Origin of the sequence: Amycolatopsis sp. NPDC101161 (assembly GCF_044768185.1) — a bacterium.
Taxonomy (GTDB): Bacteria; Actinomycetota; Actinomycetes; order Mycobacteriales; family Pseudonocardiaceae; genus Amycolatopsis.
Genome location: NZ_JBIWPI010000005.1, coordinates 890,969 through 907,213, shown reverse-complemented (window position 1 = coordinate 907,213; position 16,245 = coordinate 890,969). Strand labels below are relative to the sequence as shown.

Here is a 16,245-nt window from a genome sequence, read left to right as displayed (position 1 = left end):
CCTATGGCGCCATGTCTGCTTCGATCATGCTGCTCGCGGCGGCGATCTGGCTGTCGACGCGGGTGAGGCCGAACACCGCGTGGCACGACGTCGCGCTGTTCGCGCACCTCGCGTCGCTCGTGGTCGGCTTCGGCGCGGTCCTGGTCGCGGACTGGTTCTTCGCCCTGTGGGCGCTCGGGCGCGTGTCGTTCGCCGAGGCCGTCCGGAGCGCGTCGCGGCTGCACCCGCTGGTCTGGGGTGGGGTGACCGGCCTGGTCGCGAGCGGCGCGCTGCTGTCGCCCGACCTCGGGTCCGCGGCCACGGTCGTGAAGCTCTGCCTCGTCGGCGTGCTGGCCGTCAACGGCGTGCACGCGACGGTGCTGGGCCGGCGGATGGCGCCGTTCGACGACCCCGTCCCGCCGCGCCTGCTCGTCCACGGCGGCCTCACCACGGCGGTTTCGCAGCTGTGCTGGTGGGGCGCGGTCGTCATCGGCTTCCTCAACGCGACGCGGTGAACGTGTCCGGATCCGGCCAGACCTCCGGCCCCACCGACCGGCACGCTGAGTTCTCCCCCGATTCCCCGGAGAAAGGAAAACAGGATGATCGCCAAACTGGTCCGCGCGGTGAGCGCGGCGATGCGGCCGGCGCCGTCGGCCACGACCGTGGCGCAGCGCATCGACGCGGCCCGCTCGCAGCCGGGCTACCTCATGACGATCGAGCTGTTCCGCTTGCGCGGCCTGGGCTGACCCGGCTCGCTCGCTTCGCCGGCCGTGCGCCGCCCGGGCTGGGCCACCCCCCAGCCCGACCGCCCGCCCGTCTCGACGAATCGAGTGAACCCATGACGCACCAACGGCTTCTGATGTGTTCCGCGCGGTATTTCCGCGTCGACTACGAGATCAACCCGTACATGCACGTCGCGATCCAGCCCGACGTGGACGCCGCACTCACCGAGCACGAGAACATCGTGGAGGCGCACCTGGCCGCCGGCCGCAAGGTCGAGTTCGTCGACGCGGACCCGGCCTGCCCCGACATGACCTACACCGCCAACGCGGCGGTGGTGCAGGGGAACCGCGCGGTGCTGGCGACGCTCCCGCCGGAGCGGGCCCCGGAAACCCCGCACCACCGGGCCTGGCTGGAGTCCCACGGCTTCGAAGTCGCCTCGACGCGGTACGCGTTCAGCGGCCAGGGCGACGCGCTGGCGTGCGGCTCCCTGCTGCTGGCGGCCCACGGCCAGCGCACGGACACCCGCGCGCTGCGCACGCTGGCGCGTCACCTGGACTACGACGTCGTCCCGCTCCGCACGACGAGTTCCCGGTGGTACGACCTGGATCTGGCGGTGGCGGTGATCAGTTCCGGCGTCCTGGCCTACAACCCGGAGGCGCTGGACGCACCGAGCCTGCGCACACTGCGTGGACTGGGCGTGGAGCTGATCGAGGTGGCACCGGCCGAGGCGGCGGCGTTCGCGTTGAACCTGATCAGCGACGGCCACACGGTGACGATGACATCGGGGGCCCCGCGGCTCGCCGCGGACCTGAGGTCGATGGGCATGACGGTGACAGAGCTGGACACAACGGAGCTGCGCAAGGGCGGCGGCGGAATCCGCTGCACGGCGTTGACGCTGGACAACCCCTGACGGCCGGGTGCCCGGCGACCTCGCCGGGCACCGCGGCTCGTCAGACGAGGTTCATCGACGAGACATCGGGCAGCCGATCGGGTGCTTCGTCGGTGACCCACGCGTACTCGATGGCGGAAAGACGACCGCCTTCGACCCAGACGAGCACCTCGCCCAAGTACTGCCCGGTGCCGTCGCGGACTTCCGCCCCGGCGGGGATCTCGCCGTCCGGAACTCGAGCCGGGGGAACGGTATCCGGGACGGCGAGATCGACGCTCGGCTGCCCGGCCACCCACACCGCCACCACCCGGCAATGCGGTACCTGCGCGCGAAGCCGGTCCGCGCCGGCGAAATCCGCCGACAACAGGAATTCGAGGACTTCGCGTTCCGCCCGCGTCAGATCGCGGGGAGCGACGGGTACCGGTGCCATGGCGCGAAAACCGTAGCACCGGCCCCGCTAGTCTCCACTGGTGGCCGTTCCCGACCGCGAACAGGTGGCGCGCACCTGGACGGCGCTGATCTCCGGTGCCATCACCAGGACCGACGCGCACTCCTGGGCAGTGCCGTGGGTCGAGGACACCCCCGAGCGTGTCACGGATCCGATGACCAGGAACGCGCTCCTGCACCTGCACGGCTTCGACCAGGCCTACACCCCCGACGGCGAAGTCGGGCACGGCGTCAGCACCGATTGGCTGCACAGCGAAGAAGACATCGCCGCCGCGTTCACCCGCTGGCAGACGGCGACCGCCGAATACGACCAAGACCCGGTGGGCTATGCCGCGAGGGCCCGCCGACGTGCCCTCGAACAGGTGCCCAAGGAATCGCGGTAGAGCTCAGCAGTTCTTCGGCCTTGACAGCGAACCTTGCCACGACACACCTTCGGGACTTTCCGTAGCGGGCTTCCGCAGTCGGGCGGTGGCAGCGGCCGCGAGCAGGAACACCACAGCCTCGTAGCCCATCGCCGCGTCCATTGCCCCGGCTGCGTAGACGACCCCCGCCAGCGCCACGCCGAGTGTGCCGCCGAGTTGCTGCGCCGTGGGCAGCAACCCCGACACGGAACTGGCCACGGGCACCGGAACCCGGTTCAAGACAAGGGAAAACGCCGATGCCGTGAACACGCCGAACGCGAAGCCGCCGGCTCCGAGCACCGCCCACAGGAGCGGCGCCGGCCCGGTCAGCGCCGGGATGAGCAGCAGCGACACCGCGGCCACGCCGGCGGACGCGGCGGCGAGCGCCGCGGCACCGAACCGGCGTGCCGCGGCTTCGGCGACCGCGCTGCCCAGCAAAGCACCGATCGCGTACGGCGCGACGGTCAACGCCGTCACCAGCGGGTCGCGGTGCAGCGCGCCCTGCAGGTGCAAGGAAAGCAGCAGGCTGAACGACGGGATCCCCGCGTTGAAGAGGAACACCGCGCCGATGCCCCACCGGGTCCTCGACGCGGTCAGCGCTTCCGGGCGCACCAGCGGGTAGCGCACTCGGCGTTGGGCCGCGGCGAACGCGGCGAGCAGGCCCAGCCCGAGGGCCAGGCTCGCCCACGTCCACGCCGGCCAGCCCGCGTCCTGGCCGAGGGTCAGCGGCAGCACGAGCAGGACCAGCCCGGTCAGCGACAACGCGGCACCGAGCGGATCCACCCGGCTCGCGTCCGCCGGGCCACGCCCGGCGGGCAGGATCCGGACCAGGGCCAGCGACACGACGCCCACCGGCACCGGCAGGGCCACGGCCAGCCGCCAGCCCAGCCCGAACGGGTCGAAGTGCAGCAGGACGCCGCAGCACAGCGGGCCGGCCAGCGATGCCACGGCCATCGTCGCCCCGTAGCGGCCCAAGACCCCGGCCCGCCGGTCCGCGGGCACCGCGGTCTGGATCAGCGACAGGATCTGCGGCGCGACCAGGCCGCTGCCGGCGCCCTGCACCAGCCGGGCGACCACGAGCGTCCCGACGTCCGGCGCGGCGGCCGCGGCCAGCGACGCCAGCGTGAACACGGCCGTGCCGGCGACGAACATCCGCCGGTAGCCGAACCGGTCGCCGAGCCGGGCCGCGGTGATCAGCGCGCAGGCGTAGGTCAGCGTGTAGCCGACCAGCGCGAGCTGGCCCGCACCCGAGCCGGCGGCGAGGTCGTGGCGGATGCGCGGGACGGCGAGCTGCATCACGGTGACGCTCATCAGCTGGACGAACGTCCCCGACAGCAGCACGGCTTGCGCGGCGGGCCTCATGCCTGCTTCGCGATCCGGCCGAGGAGCTCGGCGAGCTCGCCGGGGCGCGTCAGGAACGGCGAGTGCCCGCCGGGCAGGGAGTGCACCGCGAACGGGTGCTCCGGGGCCAGGCGGTCCGCTTCGGCGATCATCAGGTCCTGGGTCGCCGGCGGCAGCGCCAGGTCGTCGGTCAGCCGGACGTAGCTGCGCGGCACCCGGCCCCACCGCCCGGCGCTCACCGGGTATGCACCGGCGAGCGACGCCATCGGTTCGTCGGGGTGCAGCGTGAGGCGCCAGCCCGGCCGGTCCTCGGGCCAGTCGGCCAGGAACGCCCGCCGGATCGCGTCGACCTCGGCGGGGTCGGGCGAGAGCGGGTTGATCCGGAAGGCGCCGAGGACGTCGGGGTCGCCGGTCCGGGGTGCGTGGGCGGCGCCGGCGTTGACCGGGTCCGTCACGTATTCGCCGAAGCGCGGCCGTCCGGCGGGCACGAACGCCGACAGGTAGACGACGTGGTCGACCAGGTCGGGGTGCCGCTCGACCACGGCCGAGACCGGGCCGCCGCCCGCGCTGTGCGCGACGAGCACCACGTGGGAGAAGCGGCGGCGCACCTCGGCGAGGTCGGCGATCAGGGCGTCGACGAGCACCTCGGTGGTCAGCCCGGCGAGCGCGGAGGGCTCGGTCGCCAGCCCGGGCTGTCCGGGCCGGAGGTACCCGGACGGCAGCGGCGCGGTCACGCCGTGCCCGGGGAGGTCGACGGCGACGCCGGTGATGCCTTGCGCGGTCAGGGCCCGCTGGGTGGCGGCCCAGTGCAGGGAGGAGTGCCAGGCACCGTGAACGAGCACGCAAGCGGTGGTTTCAGTCATGACGTCCACCTCACCGCGCGGCGAGCGCGCTATCCACTTTCATAGCTGGATCACCCTCGCGCGATATCCTGAACGTATGGAGTCCCGTCACCTCCGCTACGCCCTCGCGCTGGCCGAGCACCAGCACTTCGGCCGCGCGGCCGCGTCCCTCGGCATCGCCCAGCCGCCGCTGTCCACGCAGATCGCGGCCGTCGAACGCGAGGTCGGCGAGCGGCTGTTCGACCGCACGCCCCGCGGGGTGTTCCCGACCGCGGCCGGCACCGCGTTCCTGGCCCGGGCCCGGCGAGCGCTGGGCGAGATGACGGCCGCCGCGGTCGAAGCCGGCCGCGCGGCCCGCGGCGAGACGGGGCAGCTGCGCATGGGCTTCATCGGCTCGGCCCTGCTCGACCCGCTGCCCGGCGTGCTGGGCCGGTTCCGCAAGGCCCGGCCGGACGTCCGGCTCGACCTGCGGGAGGTGAACAGCCCGGACGGGACGGCCGCCCTGGTCGCGGGCGAACTCGACGTCGCGGTCGGCCGCGGCACCCCGCGCGGCGCGCGCGTGGACGGCCTGGTGACCGTCCCCATCGGCGCCGACCACCTGGTCGCGGTCGTCGGCACCGCCCACCCGTTCGCCGGCCGCGCGGAGATCCGGCTCGAGCAGCTCGCGGCCGAGCGCCTGATCATGTCGGCGCCCGCACAGGAACCCGCCGTGGCCGCGCGCCTGCGCGACCTGTTCGGCGCCGGCGCGGCCGCGCTGGACGCCGCCACGGTGTCCCGGGACATCCACACGATCATCGGCCTGGCGGCGTGCGACGTCGGAGTCGGCCTCGGCCCGGCCCGGATGCGGCTGGTCACCCGCAAGGACGTCTGGTTCTGCGACATCACCCCGCACGTCCGCCTCCCGGACCTGCAGCTGTCCTTCCGCGCGGCGGACGACTCCCCGGTGCTCGCGGCGTTCCTGGACGTCGTCCGCGCGAACTGCAGCGAAGTCGGCACCCGTCTCGACGACGTCCTCGCTCGCCGCGAAGCCCGGTCGGTCAAGCAGTAGTCAGCCGCGTTTGAACAGAAGTGGTCAGCGGTCGAGCCACGGAGCGAGCAGCGTCTCCAGGTCGGCGTCCGACAGCGCCCGCGGGCCGCCGTGGAACTCGTGCCAGCGCGCCGCGTCGCACGCTGCCGTGTACTCCACCTCGAACGCCCGCATCAGCACGTACATGAACGTCACCGAGCTGAACCGCTCGCCCAGCAACGTCCGGGCCTCACGCGCGACATCGGTCGCGCCGACGAAGTCCTTCAGCTTCAACGATTCCGCAGCCGGGTCCAACAGGCTGGGGGCATACATCACAACGATTTCTCCATACTAGAAACGAAAACTCAGCCTTCAGCGGCCAGCTGCCCACACGCCGCGGCAATGTCCTGGCCCCGCGTGTCGCGCACCGTGCACGCTACTCCGCCCGCGTTGACCAGCCGCACGAACTCCCGCTCCACCGGCTTCGGCGACGCATCCCACTTCGACCCCGGCGTCGGGTTCAACGGAATCACGTTGACGTGCACCAGCTGACCCAGGTGCTTGCGCAGCCGCTTGGCCAGCAACTCAGCACGCCAGGGCTGGTCATTGATGTCCCGGATCAACGCGTACTCGATCGAGACCCGCCGACCGGAGGTGTCGGCGTAGTACCGGGCAGCAGAGAGCACCTCGTCCACCGACCAGCGCTCGTTCACCGGCACCAGCGTGTCCCGCAGCTCGTCATCCGGCGTGTGCAGCGAAACCGCCAGCCGCACCTGCATCTTCTCGTCCGCCAGCTTCCGGATCGCCGGCGCCAAACCAACGGTCGACACCGTCACCGAACGCTGACCGATCCCCAAACCCCCCGGAGCCGGGTCGGTGATCCGCCGAACCGCAGCCACCACGCGCTTGTAGTTCGCCAGCGGCTCACCCATCCCCATGAAGACGATGTTAGAGAGCCGCCCGGGACCGCCGGGCATCGTGCCGTCGCGCATGACCGCCGCCGCCGAGCGGACCTGGTCCACGATCTCCGCCGTCGACAGGTTCCGGTCCAGACCACCCTGGCCCGTCGCGCAGAACGGGCACGCCATGCCGCAGCCCGCCTGGCTCGAGATGCACAGCGTCGCGCGGTCCGGGTAGCGCATCAGGACGCTCTCCAGGAGCGTGCCGTCGTGCGCCCGCCACAGCGTCTTACGGGTCGCGCCGCGATCAGCCTCCAGCGCGCGGACCTCCGTCAGCAGCGTCGGCATCAACGACTCGACGAGCCGGGAGCGCGAAGCCGCCGGGATGTCCGTCATCTCGGCCGGGTCGACCGTCAGGCGGGAGAAGTAGTGGTTCGACAGCTGCTTCGCCCGGAACGGCTTCTCCCCCAGTTCCGCCACCGCGGCAGCGCGCTCGGCCACGGAAAGGTCGGCGAGGTGGCGCGGCGGCAGGCCGCGCTTGGGGGCGTCGAAGACGAGCGGGAGGGCAGTCATAACCTGACCAGTGTCCCACGCGCCCACCAGCACCGCCCGAACCGCCCTGGCGGAATGTACGCCAGGTCACCGGCGAAACCGGGAAGGCCGTCCGGGAGTCCAACAGCGGACGAAAGAGGTGAGCCCGTGTCCTTCCGGCACAGCGTCCTGGCCCTCGCGGTGGTCCTGAGCGCCGCCGCCTGCAGCACGTCGACCGCCGGGCAGGCGCAGCCCGTGCCGACGGTGACGAAGGCCGCCGGGCCGCAGGTCGTCGTCGGGACGATGCACGTCACGCTGCCCCCGGGCGCGAAGTACACCCAGGCGAGTGCAGACGGCCTGCTCGACGGCTGCCTCGCCGAAGGCACCGTCGTCTGCGAAGCGCGGCTCCTCGACCTGCACGAAGCGACCGCGGACCCCAACGCGCCCATCAACCTCCCGAGCGCGAAGCGGCCCTTCGGCTGGTACACGGGAACCGACGTGCCGACGTGCATCACGCCCGCCTCGCCGCCCGGGCAGGCCGCGGAGGCGACCGGCAGCAACCTCGTCGAGTCCGGCTTCAAGCCGATCGGCCCGAAGACGGCCGAGTACGGCCGCTGGGAGGTCACCTGCAAGGACGAGACGCAGAACAACCAGGTCCGGATGTGGTGGCTGCCGACGAGCAAGATCCTCGTCGTCCAGTACGGGGCGTTCGAAGGCTGGAACGAGAAGATGGACGCCCTGCTCGCCGGCGCGACCTTCAGCTGACGGCATCGAGCGCGGCCCGGATGATCGCGTCCGTGTCGATGCCGTGGTACCGGTAGACGTCCTCCAGCGACCCCGACTGCCCGAACCGCGTGACGCCCAGCGCGACCGACGGCACCCGGTTGACCCCGGCCAGGAACGCCAGCGTGTGCGGGTGCCCGTCGAGCACCGTGACCAGCGGCTTCGCCCGCGAAGCCGGGAACACCTGGTCCAGGATCCACGACTCGCCGCCGCCCCGGCCCGACCGCGCCTGGACCGCCTCGAACAGCAGGCCCGGGCTGGTCACGCACACGACGTCCGCCTCGACGCCCACCTGCGCCAGCCGCTCGGCCGCCGCCAGGGTGTCCGGCACCAGCGCGCCCATCGCCGCGAGCGTGACCGAAGGCGCCGAAGCCCGCCGCAGCAGGTAAGCCCCCGCGACGACCTGACGGCGACGGCGTTCGCGCGCGGCCGGGTCGGTGGGCACCGCGGCGAGCGTCTGGTCGACCGGGCGCGTCGAGAGCCGGAAGTACGACGACGTGCCGCCCGGCTTGCCGAGCCGGCCGAGCGCCGCCAGCAGCGTCCACTCGGTGTCGATCGCGAACGCCGGTTCGTAGCTGACGCAGCCGGGCTGCTCGATGCCGATCGACGGCGTGGTGATCGACTGGTGCGCGCCGCCCTCCGGGGCGAGCGTGACGCCGGACGGCGTGCCGATCAGGATCGACTGCCCGCCCGCGTAGATGCCGAACGACCACGGCTCGAGCGCGCGCTCGACGAACGGGTCGTACATGACGCCGATGGGCAGCAGCGGCTCGCCCCACCGGCTCCAGGTCGCGCCCAGCTCGCCCAGCAGGCCGACCAGGTTCGTCTCGGCGATGCCCAGCTCGACGTGCTGCCCGGTGGGCTTCTCCCGCCAGTGCATGATCGTCTCGGGGTCGTCCTCGAACCAGTCGCGGCGCTCGGTGGCCGACCAGACGCCGACCTTGTTGACCCAGCCGCCGAGGTTGGTCGTCGAGCTGACGTCGGGGCTGACCGTCACGACGCGCTTCGCCGCTTCGGGCGCTTCGCGCGTCAGGTCCAGCAGGACGCGCCCCAGCGCCGCCTGCGTCGTAGCCATCCCAGAAGGCGTACGCCCGATGTCGACGGGCAGTTCCAGCGAAGGCGCCGAAGGAACGTCCGGACGGCGAAGGCGCGAAGCGACTTCAGCGCACAACTCGGCTTCGGGCGATCCGTCAGCGAAGCCCTCCCACGGCGAAGCGAGGTCCGTACCCAGCGAAGCAGCCAGTTCTTCCATCTGCGAAACGGTCAGCAGCGACGAGTGGTTCTGCGGATGCCCCTGGGTGGGCAGACCGCGGCCCTTGACCGTGTAGCAGAAGATCACTGTCGGCCGGTCGTCCGCGATGGACGCGAAGACCTCGTCGAGCGAGCCGAGGTCGTGGCCGCCGAGGTTCCGGATGGCGGCGAGCAGCGTCTCGTCGTCCAGCGACGCGACCAGCTCGGACAGAGCGGCGTTCCCCGCGGGCAGCCGGTCACGCACCTGCGCGGCGTCGCAGCGCAGCAGCCGCTGGTACTCGGGGTTCGGCATCCCGTCGATGCGGGCGCGCAGCTCGGCGCCGCCGGGCCGGGTGAACAGCTCCTCCAGCAGACGGCCGTACTTCAGCGTCAGCACCTGCCAGCCGGCGGCGCCGAACATGCCCTGCAGCCGCCCGGCCGCGATGTTCGGGACGACGCGGTCGAGCGACTGGCGGTTGAGGTCGACGATCCAGACGATCTCGCCCAGCTCGGCGACGGCCGGGTCGAGGATGGCCTCCCAGATCGCACCTTCGTCCAGTTCGGCGTCGCCGACCAGCGAGTACTGGCGCCCGGTGCCCGCGTCGGACCCCCGGGTCGTCAGGTAGCGGCGCGCCAGCGCGCCCCAGATCGGGGCGGTCGCGCCGATGCCGACCGAGCCGGTCGAGTAGTCGACGGGGTCGGGGTCCTTGGCACGGCTCGGGTAGCTCTGCAGGCCGCCGAACTCGCGCAGCGTCGGCAGGTAGGCCTCGTCCAGCTCGCCGAGCAGGTAGTTGATCGCGTGGAGCACCGGCGACGCGTGTGGCTTCACCGAGACGCGGTCCTCGGGACGCAGGTGCCGGAACCACAGCGACGTCATGATCGACACGAGCGACGCGCACGACGCCTGGTGCCCGCCGACCTTCAGCCCCGACGGGTTGGGCCGGACCCGGTTGGCCTGGTGCACGATCGCCGTGGCGAGCCACAGGACCCGCTGCTCGATCGCGGTGAGCGCCGGGGCGGTCACGGGGGCATGGGTCATCGTCGACACACCTTTCGTGCAGGAAGCGCACACCAGGACAGCACTGGTGCGCGCTTCGCACAACCGATACCGCCGTGAGTGCGCAGAATGCCCACCGAAAGCGAACGGCTCAGGTCTCCGGGTGCGCAGAATGCACGCGCTCCAGCAGGGGCGTCAGGCGGTACGGGACGAGCTCGCGCATGACGAGCGAGATGTTCGTCCGCTCGACGCCCGGCGAGGCGAGGATGCGCCCGGCGATGCGGTAGAGGTCATCGGCGTCGACGGCCACCACCTGCACCATCAGATCGCTCGCGCCGGTCAGTCCGCAGACCTCGGTGACCTCGGGGATCGTGGCCAGGGCGTCGGCGATCTCGGCCAAGCGCCGCTGGTCGACCATCGCGTTGACGAACGCCCGCAGGGGGTAGCCCAGCCGCGCGGGGTCGATGCGGCGTTCGAACGAGCGGAGGACGCCGCGCTGCTCGAGCCGCGCGAGCCGGGCCTGCACGGTGTTGCGGGACAGGCCCAGCCGTTCGGCCAGCGCGACTGCCGTGGCCCGGGGGTCCTCCCCCAGCGCTTCCAGCAGGCGCGCGTCGATCTCGTCGATGGTTTCCGGCACGCCGCCGATCATCCCAGTTCGGACCCGGGTTGCCATCCGACTGTTTCCGATATATCGTGAACGTGTCGCAACCGTTCGAGAAAGGAACAACCGACATGCGTAGGCAACGACACCCCTTCACTCAAGAACACCCCTTCGCCCAGGAACGTGGGCGTGCACCCTTCGGTGGCTTCGGCGACTTCGGCCCGGGCTTCGGGCCGGGTTTCGGTCCGCGCGGCGGACGCGGCCGGGGACACGGACCGGGCCGGCGGGGTCACGGCGGACGGCGCAGCCGCCGCGGTGACGTCCGCGCCGCGATCCTGGCGCTGCTCGCCGAGCAGCCCCGGCACGGCTACGAGATCATCCGCGAAATCGGCGAGCGCTCCGGCGGCTTCTGGCGGCCCAGCCCCGGCTCGGTCTACCCGACGCTGCAGCTGCTGGCCGACGAAGGCCTGGTCATCAGCAAGGACGAGCACGGCAAGAAGCTCTTCGAGCTGACCGACGCCGGCCGCACCGCCGCGGAAGAGCAGGACAGCACCCCGCCGTGGGAGCAGATCGCGCAGGACGTCGACCCGAGCGAGGTCGGGCTCGCGAAGGCGGGCAAGAACCTGGCCGCCGCCGTCGTGCAGATCATGCGCGCGGGCTCCGAGAGCCAGCAGGCCCGCGCGGCCGAGGTGCTCAACGACGCCCGGCGCTCGCTCTACGGCATCCTCGGCGAAGACGAGGACGAGTCCTCGGCGCCCGGAGAGGCAGCCGAGTGACCTGGCAGGACGAGGCCGGTGGGCTTCACCCGCGTGTGGACGCGGTAGCCCACCGGCAGCGTCAGGTCCTGCGCGCGATTCCCGTTACGCTGCAAGGACTCCGCGATCGCCTGTTCGGCGACGCGCTTGCTGAACTCGATCTTCAGCACGGCTTCCAGGTCGGCGGCGGCCGGGAAACGCCATTCCGTGGCGACCCGGCGTAGGCCGAACCCGGCGCGGGCGAAGAACCGCTCCACCGCCACCGGGTCGTAGTGCGGCAGGTCGGCGCGCATCCAGCCGCCGTAGGGCTCGCTGGTCACGTCGAGGTCGACGATCACGATCGTCCCTCCCGGCCGCAGCACCCGCTCGGCCTCCGCGAGTCCCGGCTCGCAGCCGGGACCGAAGAAGTACGCCGTGCGCGCGTGGACGACGTCGACGCTCGCGCTGCGGACCGGCAGCCGCTGGGCCCGGCCCATCCGGACGTCCACGTTCGACAGTCCCTCGACGCGCTTCAGCGCGCTTCGCACCAACGGCTCGTGCGGCTCGATCCCGAGCACTGAGCGGGCTTCGCGGGCGAAGCGCGGCAAGTGGAAGCCGTCCCCGCACCCGACGTCCAGCACGTCGCGGCCGGCCCAGCCGGCTTCTTCGCGCAGCACGCGCCAGATCTCGCCGCCGCTGTCCTGCGCCCGGTTCTCCAGCTCGTAGTCGGCCGGGTGGTACCAGATGTTCGGACTCGGCACGACCTCCGCGCGCCGGGACGACCACCGCACCGCTGCTCCTTTCGGGCTCTCCTGCGCCGGCAGTGATTTTCCGGCGGCCGAATCTTGGCGGAAACCACACAGTTCACGCTTAGAATTCGGTGGGTCTCGGGAGGAGCACTTCATGTCGATCGGCCCGTCCAGTCCCCCGTCCCCGGTTCCGGCCGGGCTTCCGTGCTGGATCGAGCTGGCCTGCCGCGAGCAGGCCGTGGCGGAGAGATTCTACGGTGCCCTCTTCGGCTGGGAGTACACCACTCAACGGGATCCGGCGACGTCCGACGGCCGGTACGCCATCGCGACGCTGACCAACCTCCCCGTCGGCGGCCTGTACCGCGCCGCGCAGGGCGCGCCGCTGGGGTGGATGCCGCACCTGTCCGTGCCGCACACCGCGAGCGCGGCCGAGTGGGTGGAGCACCTCGGCGGGCGGCTGACGCTCGGGCCGATGCCGATCCCGCGGCGCGGCACGATCCTGCACGCCTACGACGCGTGCGGCGCGCCGGTGGTGTTCTGGGAGGTGCCGCCGGACTGGGAGTTCGTCACCGGGATCCCCAACACCTTCAGCGGCGCGGACCTCAACACGCACGACGGCGTCGCGGCGGATCACTTCTACACCAAGCTCTTCACCTACGGCAGCCACCAGATCGGCGACGGCGAGTCCCTGGACTACGTCGAATGGCTCATCGAGCACGAGCCCGTGCTGTACCGGTACGTCATGGGTTCGGAGTACAGCCTCGACACCCCGCCGCACTGGCTCGTCTACTTCGACATCGACCCGGCGCGCGGCGTCGACGCCGTGGCGGGCGAGGCGCTCATGCACGGCGGCACCGTCGTGATCCAGCCCTACGACACGCCGTTCGGCCGGATGTCGATCCTCGCCGACCCCGAAGGCGCCGTCTTCGCGGTGATCGACCACTCGCGCGTCTCCGAGGACTGGGGCCGCGCCGAGGTCGACGACCCCTACGACGACTGACGCTCGGCGAACGCCAGGCCCACGACCAGCGCGTACCCGCCCGCCACCAGCCACATCCCGGTGGCGGGCAGCAGCGCGCCGACGAGCGCGACCCCGATCGCCCCGCCGGTCTGGCGGGACGCGTTGAGCACGCCGGCGGCCAGCCCCGCCTTGCCCGGCAACGAGTTCATCGCCAGCGACGTCATCGCGGGCATGGCCAGCGAGCAGCAGCCGAAGACGACCGAGACCACGACGAACGGCACGAGCGCGCGTTCCGCGGGCAGCAAGGCGAAGCCGATCGCTCCGGCGAGCCCGGCCAGCGCGCCCGCGACCATCGGGACCCGCGGGCCGAACCGCCCGGTCAGACGTCCGCTGAAGAACGCGTTGAGCCCGACCGCCATCGTCAACGGCACCAGTGCGAGCCCGGCCGCCAGCGCGCCCAGCGACCAGGCGCGTTGCAGGAACAGCGCGAGGCAGAAGAGCGTGCCGTAGAGGCAGAAGTTGAACAGGCCGCCGATCCCGGTCGCCACGGCGAAGTTCCGGATCCGCAGGATCTCCAGCGGCAGCACGGGTCCGGGAACGCGCTTCTCGACCGCGACGAACACCGCACCGGCCACCACTCCCCCGGCGAGCAACGCGAGCGTCGCCGGCGCGAACCAGCCGGCGTGCCCGGCTTCGATGAACCCGGCGACGAACGCGGCCAGCGACGCCGTGCCGAAGAGCTGTCCGGCGAAGTCGAGGTGGGTCTCCTGCCGCGGCGGTTCCGTGACCGCGCGGCGCGTCAGGACGATGGCGACGATCCCGACCGGGACGTTGACCGCGAAGACGAGCCGCCAGTCGGCGAGGCCGACCGCGAGCCCGCCGAGCATCGGCCCGGCGGCCAGCCCGACGCCGCTCATGCCGCCCCAGACGCCGAGGGCGCGCGCCCGCTCCCGCGCGTCCGGGAACTGGTGGACGATCAAGGCCAGCGACGACGGCAGCAGCGCGGCGGCACCCGCCCCTTGGACCGCGCGGGCCGCGATGAGCCAGGTGGCGTCCCCGGCGAGCGCGCAGCCGACGGACGCGACGACGAAGACGGCGACACCCGCTTCGAAGACGCGTCGCGAGCCCCACCGGTCACCGGCGGCGCCCCAGGTGAGCAGGAACGCGGCGAGCGTGACGGTGTAGGCGTCGACGACCCACTGCAGCGCGGCGATCGACGGCTCGCCGAAGTCGGCGCCGATCGCGGGGAGGGCCAGGTTCACGATGGTCGCGTCGAGCGTGATCATCAGGAAGCCCAGGCAGACGGCGGACAGAGCGAGCTTCGCCGGAGCGCGGGTTTCGGTGGTCATGCCCCCGAGTCAAACCCGCGGAAGCTTCGGCCGTCCACGAACCGTTGCCTCCGGGCTGGGAGGCTCAGGCTCCCACCGCAGGTCAGCCGATCGGGACGAACGCCGAAAGCAGCAGCCAGGAGACGACCGCCGAGGGCAGCAGCGAGTCGAGGCGGTCCATGATCCCGCCGTGCCCGGGCAGCAGCGTGCCCATGTCCTTGACGCCGAGGTCGCGCTTGATCAGCGACTCGACGAGGTCGCCCAGGGTCGCGGTCAGCACGATCGCGACACCGAAGATGACGCCCTGCCAGACGTGCCCGTCCAGCAGCAGGCTCAGGGTGAGAGCACCGGCGACGACGCCACCGACCAGCGAACCGCCGAAGCCTTCCCAGGTCTTCTTCGGGCTGATGGTCGAGGCCATCGGGTGCTTCCCGCCGAGCACGCCGGCGATGTAGCCGCCGGTGTCGGACGCGACGACGCCGATCAGGAAGGTGAGCACGCGCCCGACGCCGTCCGACGGCGGAACGAGCATGGCCGCGAAGGCGCCGAAGAGCGGCAGGTAGGCGGCGGCGAACGTCGACGCGCTGATGTCGCGCAGGTAGCCCTTCGCGCCGCCGGGCAGACGCCACAGCAGGCAGGCGAGCACGGTGAGGACGAAGGCGGTGAGCGCGCCTTCGCGGCCGAACGGCCAGGCGAGCCAGATCATCGCCTGCCCGCCGACGAGCACCGGGATCATCGCGACCTTGGTGTCGGCGACCCGGCGCAGCACCCCGGCGAACTCGAAGGTGCCGACCGCGATCGCGATCGCGATGATCCCGATGAACAGGAAGCGCACGGTGAGCAGGGAAACGATGATCGCGGCGCCGAGCAGCAGCCCGACGCCGATGGCCGCGGGCAGGTTCCGGCCGGCCTTGGAGGCCTTCTTGGCCTCCGGCGCCGGTTCCGCGGCCGCCGGCACCGAGGTCGCCTCGGCAGCCCCAGCGGCCGACAACCGGCCGGCTTCGCTGGTTTCGGGGCCCGCGGGCACGGCCTGGGAGGTCGCCGAACCGGCCGCCTCGCCGGTTTCGGCGCCCGCCGGAGCCACCCCGGCGGTACCCGGGAACTCCGGCGTGACCGGGATGCCGGCGTTCGCCGACCCCGGCGTCCCGGGAGCGCCGGCCGGTTCTTCTCCGGTCGCGTCCACCCGGTCCTCGCGTTCCTCGCTCACCTGTGCCATCAGACCTCGAGCAGCTCGGCTTCCTTGTGCTTGACCAGCTCGTCGACCTTGTGGACGTAGGTGTCGGTCAGGTTCTGCAGTTCCTTCTCCGCGCGCGCGACGTCGTCCTCGCCGGCCTCGCCGTCCTTGGCGATGCGGTCCAGCTCGTCCTTGGCCTTGCGGCGGATGCTGCGGATCGACACCCGGGCGTCCTCGCCCTTGCCCTTGGCGACCTTCACCATCTCCTTGCGCCGCTCCTCGGTGAGCTGCGGGATGACGATGCGGATGACCTGGCCGTCGTTGCTCGGGTTGACGCCGAGGTCCGACTCCCGGATCGCCTTCTCGATGGCGCCGAGCTGCGTCTGGTCGTAGGGCTTGATGAGCGCCATCCGGGCTTCCGGCACGTTGACGCTGGCCAGCTGGTTCAGCGGGGTCGGCGAGCCGTAGTACTCGACGACGATCCGCGCGAACATCGTCGAGGAAGCCCGGCCGGTGCGTACCGACGTCAGCTCGTCCTTGGCGACGGACACCGCTTTTTCCATCTTCTCCTCGGCATCGAGGAGGGTCTCGTCGATCACGGTCACTCCCGTAGTTGTGATGGGTGGCGCT

The 16,245-nt window shown here is 72.0% G+C and carries 19 protein-coding genes; 8 read left to right on the top strand and 11 right to left on the bottom strand.

Annotated features, from left to right (window positions below; all coding sequences use genetic code 11):
* Positions 1–11: 11 nt before the first annotated feature.
* The 3 genes from ACIRSS_RS37780 (at position 12) to ACIRSS_RS37770 (ending at position 1,612) form a co-directional block, all read left to right on the top strand.
* Positions 12–494, top strand: coding sequence for a hypothetical protein (locus ACIRSS_RS37780; protein WP_400903755.1), 483 nt, complete (start codon positions 12–14; stop codon positions 492–494).
* A gap of 84 nt (positions 495–578) precedes the next feature.
* A complete protein-coding gene (locus tag ACIRSS_RS37775; RefSeq protein WP_372670665.1) occupies positions 579–725 on the top strand; it encodes a hypothetical protein in 147 nt (48 codons plus the stop codon).
* A 92-nt stretch (positions 726–817) separates the two neighbouring features.
* On the top strand, positions 818–1,612 hold the full coding sequence (locus ACIRSS_RS37770; RefSeq protein WP_400903753.1) for a dimethylarginine dimethylaminohydrolase family protein: 795 nt from the start codon (positions 818–820) through the stop codon (positions 1,610–1,612).
* A 40-nt stretch (positions 1,613–1,652) separates the two neighbouring features.
* Here the strand turns inward: ACIRSS_RS37770 and ACIRSS_RS37765 are convergent, their stop codons facing one another.
* On the bottom strand, positions 1,653–2,021 hold the full coding sequence (locus ACIRSS_RS37765; protein WP_400903751.1) for a hypothetical protein: 369 nt from the start codon (positions 2,019–2,021) through the stop codon (positions 1,653–1,655).
* 40 nt (positions 2,022–2,061) lie between these two features.
* Here ACIRSS_RS37765 and ACIRSS_RS37760 point away from each other — a divergent pair, with 40 nt between their 5' ends.
* Positions 2,062–2,421 carry a hypothetical protein gene (locus ACIRSS_RS37760; RefSeq protein WP_400903749.1) on the top strand — a complete coding sequence of 120 codons (360 nt, stop codon included), beginning with the start codon at positions 2,062–2,064 and terminating at the stop codon, positions 2,419–2,421.
* Positions 2,422–2,424: 3 nt separating this feature from the next.
* Here ACIRSS_RS37760 and ACIRSS_RS37755 read toward each other — a convergent pair whose 3' ends face one another.
* Together ACIRSS_RS37755 and ACIRSS_RS37750 are read right to left on the bottom strand one after the other, a co-directional pair.
* Positions 2,425–3,801 carry an MFS transporter gene (locus ACIRSS_RS37755; RefSeq protein ID WP_400903747.1) on the bottom strand — a complete coding sequence of 459 codons (1,377 nt, stop codon included), beginning with the start codon at positions 3,799–3,801 and terminating at the stop codon, positions 2,425–2,427.
* Entirely contained in the window at positions 3,798–4,643 is an 846-nt protein-coding gene (locus tag ACIRSS_RS37750; RefSeq protein WP_400903745.1) for an alpha/beta hydrolase, read from the bottom strand. Before ACIRSS_RS37750 ends, ACIRSS_RS37755 begins: the two co-directional genes overlap by 4 nt.
* Before the next feature lie 76 nt (positions 4,644–4,719).
* Here ACIRSS_RS37750 and ACIRSS_RS37745 point away from each other — a divergent pair, with 76 nt between their 5' ends.
* A complete protein-coding gene (locus tag ACIRSS_RS37745; RefSeq protein WP_400903744.1) occupies positions 4,720–5,670 on the top strand; it encodes a LysR family transcriptional regulator in 951 nt (316 codons plus the stop codon).
* Positions 5,671–5,694: 24 nt separating this feature from the next.
* On the opposite strand, the gene ACIRSS_RS37740 is transcribed toward ACIRSS_RS37745, so the two are convergent.
* Both ACIRSS_RS37740 and rlmN read right to left on the bottom strand, forming a co-directional pair.
* Positions 5,695–5,961: a hypothetical protein gene (locus ACIRSS_RS37740; RefSeq protein WP_400903742.1), complete on the bottom strand. Its 267-nt coding sequence runs from the start codon at positions 5,959–5,961 to the stop codon at positions 5,695–5,697.
* Between the two features lie 32 nt (positions 5,962–5,993).
* Positions 5,994–7,100 (bottom strand): 23S rRNA (adenine(2503)-C(2))-methyltransferase RlmN, encoded by a 1,107-nt coding sequence (rlmN, locus tag ACIRSS_RS37735; RefSeq protein WP_400903740.1) that lies wholly within the window; start codon positions 7,098–7,100, stop codon positions 5,994–5,996.
* Between the two features lie 126 nt (positions 7,101–7,226).
* Between rlmN and ACIRSS_RS37730 the strand changes: the two genes are divergently transcribed.
* The gene (locus ACIRSS_RS37730; RefSeq protein ID WP_400903738.1) at positions 7,227–7,823 is read left to right on the top strand and encodes a hypothetical protein; all 597 of its coding nucleotides are present in this window, start codon (positions 7,227–7,229) and stop codon (positions 7,821–7,823) included.
* On the opposite strand, the gene ACIRSS_RS37725 is transcribed toward ACIRSS_RS37730, so the two are convergent.
* Positions 7,816–10,110 (bottom strand): transketolase-like TK C-terminal-containing protein, encoded by a 2,295-nt coding sequence (locus tag ACIRSS_RS37725; protein ID WP_400903736.1) that lies wholly within the window; start codon positions 10,108–10,110, stop codon positions 7,816–7,818. The two genes, ACIRSS_RS37730 and ACIRSS_RS37725, sit on opposite strands and share 8 nt — an antisense overlap.
* Before the next feature lie 109 nt (positions 10,111–10,219).
* Complete coding sequence (locus tag ACIRSS_RS37720) at positions 10,220–10,717, bottom strand: Lrp/AsnC family transcriptional regulator (protein WP_400903734.1); 498 nt, start codon at positions 10,715–10,717, stop codon at positions 10,220–10,222.
* A gap of 83 nt (positions 10,718–10,800) precedes the next feature.
* Between ACIRSS_RS37720 and ACIRSS_RS37715 the strand changes: the two genes are divergently transcribed.
* Positions 10,801–11,445, top strand: coding sequence for a PadR family transcriptional regulator (locus ACIRSS_RS37715; RefSeq protein ID WP_400903732.1), 645 nt, complete (start codon positions 10,801–10,803; stop codon positions 11,443–11,445).
* On the opposite strand, the gene ACIRSS_RS37710 is transcribed toward ACIRSS_RS37715, so the two are convergent.
* Positions 11,385–12,194, bottom strand: a complete 810-nt coding sequence (locus tag ACIRSS_RS37710; protein WP_400903730.1) for a class I SAM-dependent methyltransferase — start codon at positions 12,192–12,194, stop codon at positions 11,385–11,387. The genes ACIRSS_RS37715 and ACIRSS_RS37710 overlap by 61 nt on opposite strands.
* Before the next feature lie 112 nt (positions 12,195–12,306).
* On the opposite strand from ACIRSS_RS37710, the gene ACIRSS_RS37705 reads away from it, so the two are divergent.
* On the top strand, positions 12,307–13,152 hold the full coding sequence (locus ACIRSS_RS37705; RefSeq protein ID WP_400903728.1) for a VOC family protein: 846 nt from the start codon (positions 12,307–12,309) through the stop codon (positions 13,150–13,152).
* Here ACIRSS_RS37705 and ACIRSS_RS37700 read toward each other — a convergent pair.
* The 3 genes from ACIRSS_RS37700 to frr form a co-directional block, all read right to left on the bottom strand.
* Positions 13,140–14,462: an MFS transporter gene (locus ACIRSS_RS37700; RefSeq protein WP_400903726.1), complete on the bottom strand. Its 1,323-nt coding sequence runs from the start codon at positions 14,460–14,462 to the stop codon at positions 13,140–13,142. The genes ACIRSS_RS37705 and ACIRSS_RS37700 overlap by 13 nt on opposite strands.
* Before the next feature lie 82 nt (positions 14,463–14,544).
* The gene (locus tag ACIRSS_RS37695; RefSeq protein WP_400903724.1) at positions 14,545–15,657 is read right to left on the bottom strand and encodes a phosphatidate cytidylyltransferase; all 1,113 of its coding nucleotides are present in this window, start codon (positions 15,655–15,657) and stop codon (positions 14,545–14,547) included.
* Complete coding sequence (gene frr / locus ACIRSS_RS37690) at positions 15,657–16,214, bottom strand: ribosome recycling factor (protein WP_086855890.1); 558 nt, start codon at positions 16,212–16,214, stop codon at positions 15,657–15,659. The genes ACIRSS_RS37695 and frr overlap by 1 nt, the downstream gene beginning before the upstream one ends.
* Between the last annotated feature and the right edge of the window lie 31 nt (positions 16,215–16,245).